The organism is Pseudomonas paraglycinae, from assembly GCF_021601625.1.
Taxonomy (GTDB): domain Bacteria; phylum Pseudomonadota; class Gammaproteobacteria; order Pseudomonadales; family Pseudomonadaceae; genus Aquipseudomonas; species Aquipseudomonas paraglycinae.
Genome location: NZ_BQHR01000012.1, coordinates 150,477 through 162,845, shown reverse-complemented (window position 1 = coordinate 162,845; position 12,369 = coordinate 150,477). Strand labels below are relative to the sequence as shown.

At 64.0% G+C, this 12,369-nt stretch carries 1 protein-coding gene; it reads left to right on the top strand.

The features are described 5' to 3' along the window. The first annotated feature begins 2 nt into the window (after positions 1–2). The gene (locus L6D82_RS19140) at positions 3–12,338 is read left to right on the top strand and encodes a non-ribosomal peptide synthase/polyketide synthase (protein WP_236191009.1); all 12,336 of its coding nucleotides are present in this window, start codon (positions 3–5) and stop codon (positions 12,336–12,338) included. Positions 12,339–12,369: the final 31 nt, after the last annotated feature.

Below are 12,369 nucleotides of genomic sequence, written 5' to 3'. Positions count from 1 at the left end.
GCGTGCAAGAGTTAATCGAGTCGGTAGGACAACTTTCGGCTAAGCAAAGAAAGGCTCTGGCGGTTCTGCTCAAGCAGAAAGGCGTCAACCTCTTTGACATTGCCCCGGTTTTCAAGCGCACGGCCGAAGAGCCGCTGCTGCTGTCCTACGCCCAGCAGCGCCAGTGGTTTCTCTGGCAGTGGGCGCCGCACAGCGCGGCCTACAACATTCCGACGGCCCTGCGCTTGCAGGGTCCGCTGGATGAGTCGGCGCTGGAGCGCAGCCTTCAGGCGCTGATTGAACGACACGAAACCTTGCGCACGGTGTTCTCCCAGGAAACCGAGCAACCGCTGCAAACGATCCTGCCGCCAGGACCGTTTGCACTGGAAACCTACCCGTTGAGCCCTGAGCTGGCGAGCGACCCGGATGCTTCGATCCAGGCGTTCGTCCAGACTCAGAGCCAGAAGACTTTCGATCTGCAGCAAGGCCCGCTGCTGCGCGCGGCCCTGTTGCAGGTCAACCCGAACGACCATGTGCTGGTGCTGACCCTGCACCACATCGTCTCCGACGGCTGGTCGCTGCAAGTGATGATCGAAGAGCTGGTGCAGCTCTATGCCGGTTTCAGCCTCGGTCACGATGCCGGTCTGCCGCCCCTGCCGATTCAATACGCCGACTACGCCTTGTGGCAGCGCCAGTGGATGGAGGCCGGCGAGCAGGCGCGGCAACTGGCCTACTGGCAGGAAAAACTTGGCGGCGAACAACCGGTGCTGGAACTGCCGCTCGACCGCGCGCGCAGTGTCGATCAGAGCTTTGCCGGTGCCAGCCACAACCTGATTCTCGATGCGCAGCTGAGCCAGGGCCTGAAAGCCTTTGCGCGGCAGGAAAACGTCACGCTGTTCGTCTTGCTGCTGGCGTCTTTCCAAGCGCTGTTGCACCGCTACAGCGGGCAGTCGGACATCCGTGTCGGCGTGCCGGTGGCCAACCGTGGCCGGGTGGAAATCGAGCGTCTGATCGGTTTCTTCGTCAACACGCAGGTGCTCAAGGCCGACGTTGACAGCCAGACCTCGTTTGTCGATTTGCTGCGTCAGGTCAAACAGACCGCGCAGGAAGCCCAGGCCCATCAGGACTTGCCTTTCGAGCAACTGGTGGAAGCCCTGGAACCGGGTCGCAGCCTGAGCCACAGTCCGCTGTTTCAGGTCATGTTCAACCATCAGGCGGAACGCCGCAGCAGTGTCGAGACGCGCCTCAACGGCCTGAGCATCGAGCCGCTGGAATGGCAGAGCCAGACCGCCCAGTTCGACCTGACGCTGAACACCACCGAACAGGCCCACGGCATCGAAGCGGTGCTCAAGTACGCCACCGACCTGTTCGACGCGACGACCATCGAGCGTCTGGCGCAGCACTGGACCGCGCTGTTGCAGGCGATCGTCGCCGACCCGTCGCGCAGCATCGGGCAGTTGCCGATGCTCGATGACGCCCGTCAGCAACAACTGCTGAGCCAATGGAATCCGACACGGGTCGAGCACCCGGTCGAGCAGTGCATTCATCAGGCCATCGAAGCCCAGGCGGAACTTCATCCCGAGGCGGTCGCCGTGACCTTTGCCGGGCAACGGCTGACCTACGCCGAGCTCAATCGCCGGGCCAATCAGTGGGCGCACCGGTTGATCGCGAACGGCGTCGGCCCGGATGTGCGGGTCGGTGTGGCGGTCGAGCGTTCGCTGGACATGATCGTCGCCATCGTCGCCGTGCTGAAAGCCGGCGGTGCCTACGTGCCGCTGGATCCGGGCTACCCGCAAGACCGCCTGAGTTACATGATCGAGGACAGTGGCATCGGTCTGCTGCTGACCCAGGGTCACTTGCAGGCACAGCTGCCGATTCCGCCGGGCCTCACCTGCCTGGACCTGAGCCAGACACTGGAGCCGGGCAACAGCGAAAACCCGGTGTGCCTGACCACGCCGGATAACCTGGCGTACGTCATCTACACCTCCGGTTCGACCGGCAAACCCAAAGGTGCATTGCTGCCGCACAGCAACGTCATCCGCCTGTTCAGCGCCACCGACCACTGGTTCGGTTTCGGCCCGGACGACAGCTGGACCCTGTTCCATTCCTACGCGTTCGACTTCTCGGTCTGGGAAATTTTCGGCGCGCTGCTGTACGGCGGAAAACTGGTGGTCGTACCCCACGACGTCACCCGTTCCCCGGAAGATTTCTACACCCTGCTGTGCGATGAACACGTCACGGTGCTGAACCAGACGCCATCGGCGTTCAAGCCGCTGATGCAACTGGCCAGTGAATCCTCGCGCGACCATTCGCTGCGTTACGTGGTGTTCGGTGGCGAAGCCCTGGAAGTGCAGAACCTGCGGCCATGGTTCGAGCGTTTCGGCGACCGTGCACCGATGCTGGTGAACATGTATGGCATCACTGAAACCACCGTGCACGTGACGTACCGTCCATTGTCGATGGCCGACCTTGAGCAAAGTCACAGCAGCCCGATCGGCGAGCCGATCGTCGACCTGTCGTGGTACCTGCTCGACAGCGCGCTGAACCTGGTGCCGCAAGGTTGCATCGGCGAGCTGTACATCGCCGGTGCCGGTCTGGCCCGGGGTTACCTGAATCAACCGGGCATGAGCGCTACGCGTTTTGTGCCCGACCCGTTCAACCCGCAGGCCGGCGAGCGCCTGTATCGCACCGGCGACCTGGCGCGCCTGCGCGGCGACGGGGTGATCGAGTACATCGGTCGTATCGACCATCAAGTGAAGATCCGCGGTTTCCGTATCGAGCTGGGGGAAATCGAAACCCGGCTGCTCAAGCACCCGGCGGTGCGCGAGGCAGTGGTGCTGGCGGTCGAAGGCCCGAGCGGTCAGCAACTGGCGACCTGGATCGTGCCGAACGAGGCACTGCAAGCCGATACCGAGGCGACGCTGCGCGACTCGATCAAGGCGCAACTGCGCGAAGCCTTGCCGGACTACATGGTGCCGGTCAGCTGGGCATTCCTCGAACGCCTGCCGTTGACCGCCAACGGCAAACTCGATCGCAAGCAACTGCCGCAGCCGCAGGTCGCTCAGGTGCAGGAAGCGTATGCCGCGCCGCGCAGTGAGCTGGAACAGCAACTGGCCGCCATCTGGCAGGACGTGTTGAAGGTCGAGCGTGTCGGCCTCAACGACAATTTCTTCGAGCTGGGCGGCGACTCGATCATTTCGATTCAGGTGGTCAGCCGCGCCCGTCAGGCGGGCATCCGTTTCACGCCCAAGGACATCTTCCAGCATCAGACGGTGCAACGCCTGGCCACGGTCGCGCAGCAGAGCGACGTGGTACTCGCGACCCAGGGCGATGTGCTCGGCGAGGCGGTGCTGACGCCGATCCAGCAGTATTTTTTCCACAGCGATATCCCGGCGCGTCATCACTGGAACCAGTCGATCCTGCTGACCCCGACCGCACCGCTGGCGGCGACTGCACTGGAGCAGGCGTTGCAGCACCTGCAACGGCACCATGACGCCTTGCGTCTGCGTTACCGCGACCTCGAGGGTGGCTGGCAACAGACCCACGCGCCGGTCGAACACAATCTGGAGCTGCTGCGCACCGTGACCTTGCAGGACAGCGCGGCCTTGCCGACGCTGTGCCAGGAACTGCAACGCAGCCTCGATCTGGACAACGGCCCGCTGATCCGCGCGGTGCTGGTGGACTTGCCGGACGCCAGCCAGCGCCTGTTGCTGGTGATCCATCACCTGGTGGTCGACGGGGTGTCCTGGCGGATCGTGCTGGAAGACCTGCAAACCGTTTATCAACAGCTGACGGCGGGGCAGGTTGTGCGCCTGCCGGCCAAGACCACCGCGTTCAAGGACTGGGGCGCGCGCCTGCAAGGGCATGCGCGCAGTGCCGTGCTGGAAGCCGAGCTGGATTACTGGCGCGGGCAGTTGAGCGGCGCGGGCATCGAGCTGCCGCTGGACAACCCGCGAGGTCAGTTGAGCAACCGTTTCGAGCGTAGCGTCGATACGCGTCTGGATGCCGAGCGCACCCGGCAGTTGCTGCAACAGGCCCCGGCGGTCTACCGCACCCAGGTCAACGACCTGTTGCTGACTGCGCTGGCCAAGGTGCTGTGCGAATGGACCGGTGCCGAGAGCGCGCTGGTGCAGCTCGAGGGTCATGGTCGTGAAGACCTGTTCGACGATGTCGACCTGAGCCGCACGGTGGGCTGGTTCACCAGCATGTTCCCGGTGCGTCTTACCCCCGGCGCCGGTTTCGAAACCTCGATCAAGGGCATCAAGGAACAGCTGCGGGCGATCCCCAACAAAGGCATTGGCTACGGCCTGTTGCGATATCTGGGCAGCGCCGAGGCACAGGCTGCCCTGAGCGGCGCGGCGCAGCCGAAGGTGACGTTCAACTACCTCGGCCAGTTCGACAACAACTTCGATGAAGGCGCGTTGTGGGTGCCGGCCACCGAAGACAAGGGCGCCGGGCAGGACGAGCGCGCGCCGATGGCCAACACGCTGACCATCGATGGCCGGGTCTATCAGGGGCAGTTGAGCCTGACCTGGACCTACAGCGGCGATGTGTTCGAAGACGCGACCATCCATGCGCTGGCACGTGCCTATGAAGGCGCGCTGGCCGAGTTGATCGACCATTGCCTTAATCACGCGAGCGGTGGTCTGACACCGTCCGACGTGCCGCTGGCCGGGTTGTCCCAGACCCATCTGGACAACCTGCCGATCGTTGCCCAGCGGATCGAAGACATCTATCCGCTGGCGCCGATGCAGCAGGGCATTCTGTTCCACAGTCTCTATGACGCCGATGCCAGCGCTTATGTCTATCAGATGCTGCTGGACATCGAAGGTCTGGACGTCGCGCGCTTCCAGCAGGCCTGGCAGCGGGTGGTCGATCGCCATGAAGTGCTGCGCGCCGGTTTCATCTGGGGTCGCGACGGTCTCGACACGCCACTGCAAGTCATTCATCGCCAGCTGACCCTGGAAATGCCGGAAGTGGACATGCGCCACGAGCCGGATCTGGCCGTGGCCATGGAGGCGCGGGCACGGGCGGATCTGGAGCGTGGTTTCGATTTGCAGAACCCGCCGCTGCTGCGTCTGTGCCTGTTGCGCACGGCTGATGATCGCCATCGCCTGATCTTTACCTGCCACCACATCCTGATGGATGGCTGGAGCAACTCGCGGATGTTCGGTGAGGTGCTGCAGGATTACGCCGGCCATCCGGTGCCGGGTGCGCAGGGCCGTTACCGGGACTTCCTGGCCTGGCTGCAAGGCCAGGACAAACAGGCCGCGCAGGCTTTCTGGCGCGGACAACTGGCCGAGCTCGACGAGCCGACCCGTCTGGCCTCGGCGTGCCCGGGCAACGTGCAGCCGGGGGCGGGCAAGGGCGTGCATCGCCTGACGTTCGACGCAGCGTTCACGCGCCGCCTGAACAGCTTCTCGCGCCAGCAGCAGGTCACTCTGAACAGTCTGGTGCAGGCAGCATGGCTGCTGATTCTGCAACGCTACACCGGTCAGGCCACGGTCGCGTTCGGCGCCACGGTGTCCGGGCGTCCGGTGGACTTGCCGGGCATCGAGCAGCAACTGGGGCTGTTCATCAACACCTTGCCGGTGATCGCCAGCCCGCAACCGGGCGTCAGCGTGCGCGACTGGGTGCGCAGCGTGCAGGACAAGAACCTGCTGCTGCGCGACTTCGAACAGACGCCGCTGCAAGACATCCAGCGGCTTGCCGAGCTCAACGGCGAAGCGCTGTTCGACACCTTGCTGGTGTTCGAAAACTACCCGGTGTCGGAGACGCTGGAGGCCAATCCGGGAGGCTTGCGCTTCGGTGGTCTGGAACACCGCGAGCAGACCAACTACGGCCTGACCCTGATCGCCGGTGCCGGCGAGGTCCTGAGTCTGGACTTCAACTACCTGACCGAGCAGTTTTCCGAGCGCGGCGTGGCTGGATTGGCCACGCATCTGGAAACCGTTCTGCAGCAGTTCCTCGACGCACCGCAGCGGCTGCTGGGTGAAGTCGGAATGCTGTCGAGTGCGGAGCACACAACGCTGGCGCAGTGGAACGACAACCACGCCGGGTATCCGGCCGAGCGTCTGATTCATCAAAGCTTCGAGGCGCAGGTCCAGGCCCGTCCGCACGCTGTGGCCCTGAGCCATGGCGGTGTGGCCCTGAGTTATGCCGAACTCAATCGCCGGGCCAACCAGCTGGCCCGTCATCTGTCGACGCTGGGCGTCGGCGCCGAGGTCCGGGTGGGCGTGGCGATGCCGCGCTCGGCGGAACTGGTGATTGCCTTGATGGCGGTGCTCAAGGCCGGTGGCACCTACGTGCCGCTGGACCCGGACTACCCGGCCGACCGCGTGGCGTACATGTTGGAAGACAGCCAGGCGAAGGTCCTGCTGACGCAACAATCGTTGCTGGCGCAACTGCCGCAGACCGACGCACAGGTGGTGCTGGTGGAGGCGGGCGGCGATGCCTTTGCCGATGCGGCTGCCGATAACCTCGACGTGCGTGGCGATTCGGCGAACCTGGCCTACGTCATTTACACCTCCGGCTCCACCGGCAAACCCAAAGGCGTAGCGATTGCCCATCGTAACGTCCAGGCACTGATCCACTGGTCCGCCGACGTCTACAGCGAGGCTGACCTGCAAGGCGTGCTCGCCTCGACGTCGGTCTGCTTCGACCTGTCGGTGTGGGAGATTTTTGTCACCCTCGCGCGTGGCGGTTCGATCGTCATGGCGCGCAATGCCCTGGAACTGCCGGACCTGCCGGAGCGCGATCAGGTGCGTCTGATCAACACCGTGCCGTCGGCCATCGCTGCCTTGCACCGTGCCGGGCATATTCCGAATGGCGTGCGGATCATCAATCTGGCCGGCGAGCCGCTCAAGCAAAGTGTGGTCGACAGCCTGTACCGCGAGACGTCGGTGGAGCACGTCTATGACCTGTACGGGCCGTCGGAAGACACCACCTATTCGACCTGGACCCGCCGCGAAGCCGGCGGCCAGGCCAACATCGGCCGGCCGCTGGTCAACACCACCGCGTACCTGCTGGACGGGCAACTGCAAGCGTCGCCGATCGGGGTGGCGGCCGAGCTGTATCTGGCCGGTGACGGCATCACCCGCGGTTACCTGTTCCGTCCGGGCCTGACCGCCGAGCGTTTTGTGCCGAACCCGGCCTCGACCAGCGGCGAACGGATGTACCGCACCGGCGACCTGACGCGCCTGGGTGACGACGGTCGGATCGAATACGTGGGCCGCATCGACCATCAGGTCAAGGTGCGCGGTTTCCGCATCGAACTGGGTGAAATCGAAGCGCGCCTGCTGGCCCATGACCGCGTGCGTGAAGGCGTGGTGCTGGCGGTGGACGGCCTCAGCGGTCAACAACTGGTGGCGTATGTGGTGCCGGCCCAATCCGGCCTCAGCCTTCAGGAGCAGGATGAGCTGAGCGAATCGCTGCAATCCGCCCTCAAGGCGCACCTGCCGGATTACATGGTGCCTGCGCAGTGGCTGTACCTCGAGGCGCTGCCGCTGACCCCCAACGGCAAACTGGACCGCAAGGCCTTGCCGGCGCCGGACGTCAATCAGTCGGCCCGGGACTATGTCGCCCCGTCAACGGAGCTTGAGCAACAGTTGGTTGTGGTCTGGCAAGACATCCTGAAGATTGACCGGGTCGGTGTGACCGATAACTTCTTCAGCCTGGGCGGTGATTCGATCATCTCCATCCAGCTGGTCAGCCGTGCGCGCCAGCAGGGCATTCGCTTTACCCCCAAGGATCTGTTCCAGCAACAGACCGTGCAGAAACTGGCGACGGTGGCGTCGGTGGCGTCGGTGGAGTCCGCGCAGCAGGCCGACGGCACGCCGGAAAACTACCCGCTGGCGCGTCTGGAGCAGGCGCAGCTTGATGCGTTGCCGGTGCCGGCGGATCTGATCGAGGACGTTTATCCGCTGTCGCCGATGCAGGAGGGCATGCTGTTCCACACGCTCTCGGACAATGGCAGCAGCCTGTACGTCAACCAGGTCAGCTTGCCGATCCAGGGCCTGGATGTAGAGCGTTTCCGGGGCGCCTGGGAATTTGTCATCGATCGCCAGGCGATCCTGCGGACCAGTTTTCACTGGCAGGACGGGCTGGCCAAGCCGTTGCAAGTGGTCCATCGTCAGGCCCCGCTGCAAATGGAGGTGCTCGACTGGCGCGAGCGTGAGGTCAGCGATGAGTTGATCGCCGAATTCGCCAGCGATGATCGTGCCCTCGGCTTCGATCTGTCCCAGGCACGTCTGCAGCGGGTGACGCTGTTGCGCCTGAGCGATGACCGCTATCAGATGATCTGGACCAGCCACCACATCCTGATGGACGGCTGGAGCAGTTCGCGCCTGTTCGGCGAAGTCTTGCAGTACTACTCCAAGGGCAAGGTCAGCGGTGAGAACGGTCGTTACCGCGACTTCATCGCCTGGTTGCAGGCACAGGATCAGGACGCGCAGGAGCTGTTCTGGAAAGCGCGTCTGGCGGCGGTCAACGAGCCGACGGCGTTGAGCCAGGCGATCCATCCGCGCCATTCGGCCGATGTCTGCGGCCACGATGCGATCTACTCGAACTGGGATCAGGCGCAAACCGCACGCCTGCTGCAGTTCTGCCGCGACCTGCGCATCACCCCCAACACGTTGATTCAGGGTGCCTGGCTGCTGCTGTTGCAGCGCTACACCGGGCAGCGCACGGTCACGTTCGGTGCCACCGTTTCGGGGCGTCCCGAAGGGCTGGCGAATGTCGGCAACATGCTGGGTCTGTTCATCAACACCTTGCCGATCATCCAGACGCCGCAGGCCGATCAGCGCCTGGCGGACTGGCTCGGCGAAGTGCAGGCCTACAACCTGGACATTCGTGACTATTCCCAGGCGCCGCTGGCCGATGTGCAGCGCTGGTCCAACCTCGGTGGCCAGGCACTGTTCGACAGCATCATCGTGTTCGAGAACTTCCCGATCGATGATCGCCTGCAAGAAGAAAACGACACCGACCTGACCTTCGGCAAATCCATCGGCCACGGCGTGACCAACGTACCGATGGACCTCGCGGTGATGCTGGGTGACGAGCTGTCGATCGAGTACCTGTACCTGCGCAGCCACTTCAGCGCCGAGGCCGTGGAAGGCATTCGCCTGACGCTGGAAAACACCCTCGAAGCGATGATGCGTGCGCCTTACGAGCGACTGGGCAATCTGCAGCGCCTGTCGAACGAGCAGTGGCAGGCGATCCAGGCCTGGAGTGCCGAACCGGTCTCCAGCCACGAACCGGTGCTGTTGCCGCAACTGATCAGCCGTCATGCGCAGCAGCAGCCAGAGGCTATCGCCCTGCAGTGCGCCGGATTGAGCCTGAGCTATGCCGAACTCGAACAGCGGGCCAATCGTCTGGCCCACTGCCTGACCGAACACGGGGCGGGCCCGGAAGTGGTGATCGGCGTGGCGCTGCCGCGCTCGCTGGAAATGGTCGTCAGCTTCCTCGCCGTGCTCAAGAGCGGTGCGGCGTACGTGCCGCTGGACATCGATTATCCGCCTGAGCGACTGGCGTACATGATCGAGGATTCGGGCATGGCCCTGTTGCTGACCCAGAGCAGCCTGCGCGCCACCTTGCCGGCGCCTGAAGGGCTGCTGCGTCTGGAAATCGATCATCTCGACGAGTCCCGCTACCCCGATCACGCGCCGGTTTCCCGTGTGCAGGAGCAAGGGCTGGCGTATCTGGTTTATACCTCCGGTTCCACCGGTCGGCCGAAGGGCGTTGCGGTCACGCAAGGGCCGTTGAGCATGCACTGTCAGGCCATCGCCGAGCTGTATGAAATGGACACCAGCAGCTGCGAGCTGCACTTCATGTCATTCGCTTTCGACGGCGCCCATGAACGCTGGTTGAGCACGCTCTACAGCGGTGGCCGTCTGGTGATTCGCGACGGTTGCCTGTGGACGCCGGAGCAGACCTACGCCGCCTTGCACGAGTATGGCGTCACCATCGCCTGCTTCCCGCCGGCCTATCTCAAACAGTTGGCCGAGTACGCGGCGGCCAGCGGCATCGCGCCGCCACCGGTGCGCATCTACTGCTTCGGCGGTGATGCCGTGCCGGACCAGACCTTTGAACAGGTGAAAGCGGCCCTGCGTCCCGAGTACTTCACCAACGGTTATGGCCCGACGGAAACCGTGGTCACGCCGATGCTCTGGAAGGTCCCGGTGAGCCAGCATTGTGAAGCGGCCTATGCACCGATCGGTCGTGCCGTCGGCGCACGTTCGCTGTACGTGCTGGACGAGGATCTGAACCCGCTGCCGCCAGGTTTTGCCGGTGAGCTGTACATCGGCGGTTATGGGGTTGCCCGTGGTTACCACGGCCGTGCGGATCTGACCTGCGAGCGCTTCGTACCCAATCCGTTCGCGGTCGGCGAGCGCCTGTATCGCAGCGGCGACCTGGTGCGTTTGCGTCAGGACGGCGTGGTCGATTACGTCGGGCGCATCGACCATCAGGTCAAGGTGCGCGGTTTCCGCATCGAGCTGGGTGAAGTCGAGGCCAGCCTGCGCCAACTGGAGGGTGTGACCGATGCGCTGGTGATCGCCCGGGACAATGCGTCCGGCAAGCAACTGATCGGTTATGTGGTGACGCCGACGGGCGAAGACGTGGGCGATGAACTCAAGGCCGGGCTGCGCGCCTCGCTGCCGGAGTACATGGTGCCGGCGCAGATTGTCTGCCTGAGTGCTTTCCCGGTCACGCCCAACGGCAAACTCGACCGCAAGGCGCTGCCGGAGCCGGACTTCAAGAGCGAGGAATATGTCGCCCCGCGCAACGAGCAGGAAACACTGCTGGCCGAGATCTGGGCCCAGGTGCTGCAAGTCGAGCAGGTGGGCATCACGGATAACTTCTTCGAACTGGGCGGCGACTCGATTCTCAGCCTGCAGGTCATTTCCCGGGTCAGGAACCACCCGACGTTGCAGATGGATCTGAAGCTGCGCGATCTGATGCGCTATCAGACCATCGCTGGCATCGTCGAACAGAACGTGACGAAGGAAGGCGCCGGACAGCCACTGGTGGACGTCACGCAGGTGGCGGGCGAGGGGTTGTTCAATCTGTTGCCGATTCAGGAGTGGTTCTTCGCCGAGGGCATGTCCGAAGCCCATCACTACAACCAGTCACTGCTGTTGAGTGCGCGCCAGCCACTGGATCTGGATGCGCTCGAGCAGGCCCTGGGCTGGATCGAGCAACACCATGACTCGCTGCGCCTGCGCTTCACTCGGGAGGGCGGGCGCTGGCTGCAACGCTACTGCACCGCCAACGAACAGGGCGAGGCGGTGCTCTGGCGCCGTGAAGCCGAGAACAGCGAACAGGTCGAAGCGCTGGCCAACCTTGCCCAGCGCAGCCTCAAGCTGGACGACGGGCCGGTCTGGCGGGTGATGCATGTCGCCCTGCCGGACGGTCAGGCGCGACTGCTGGTGGTGATTCATCACCTGGTGGTCGACACCGTGTCCTGGCGGATCCTGCTCGATGACCTGAAAACCGCTTATGAAGCGTGTGTGCAAGGGCTGGCGCCGCAACTGCCGATTCGTACCAGCAGCTATCGTTCGTTTGCCGAGGCCTTGCAGGCACAGGCCCCGGCGATTGCCGAACAGGAGCTGGCGTACTGGCTGGAGCAGCTCGATCAACCGGGCGTCGATCTGCCGTGCGACAACTACCGTGGCAAGAATCAGGTGCGCCAGCAGGCGCAGGCGCGGCTCAAGTTGTCCCGCGAGCACACCGAACAATTGCTCAAGCAGGCGCCGGCGGTCTATCGCACGCAAATCAACGACCTGCTGCTGTCGGCACTCGGTCGGGCACTGTGCCGCTGGAGCGGTCAGCCATCGGCGCTGATTTTGCTGGAAGGGCACGGCCGCGAGGATCTGTTTGAATCCATCGACCTGAGCCGAAGCCTTGGCTGGTTCACCAGCATGTTCCCGGTCCGGTTGCGTCCGGACAGCGACGATATCGGACGTTCGATCATCGACGTACAGGCGCAGCTGGCGGCGGTGCCGCAGAAGGGCATCGGGTATGGCGTGCTGCGTCATCTGGCGGGCGCCGAGGTGTCCCGGCAACTGGCGGATCTGCCGCAGGCGCGGGTGACGTTCAACTACCTGGGGCAGTTCGACCAGAGTTTCGACGAGCAGGCTCTGCTGGTGCCGGCGCTGGAAGAAACCGGCGACAACTACAGCCTGAAGGCGAACCTGGGCAACTGGCTGGAAATTGTCGGCCAGGTGTATGACGGCCAGTTGGCGTTGCGTTGCATCTACAGCAGCCAGCGTTATCGCGCCGGCACCATGGACGCACTGATGCAGGATTACCAGCGTGAACTTGAAGCGCTGATCGAGCATTGCATGGCGCGTGTGGGCTGATCGCTGCACGCTGGATCATTTTTGAGGGGCG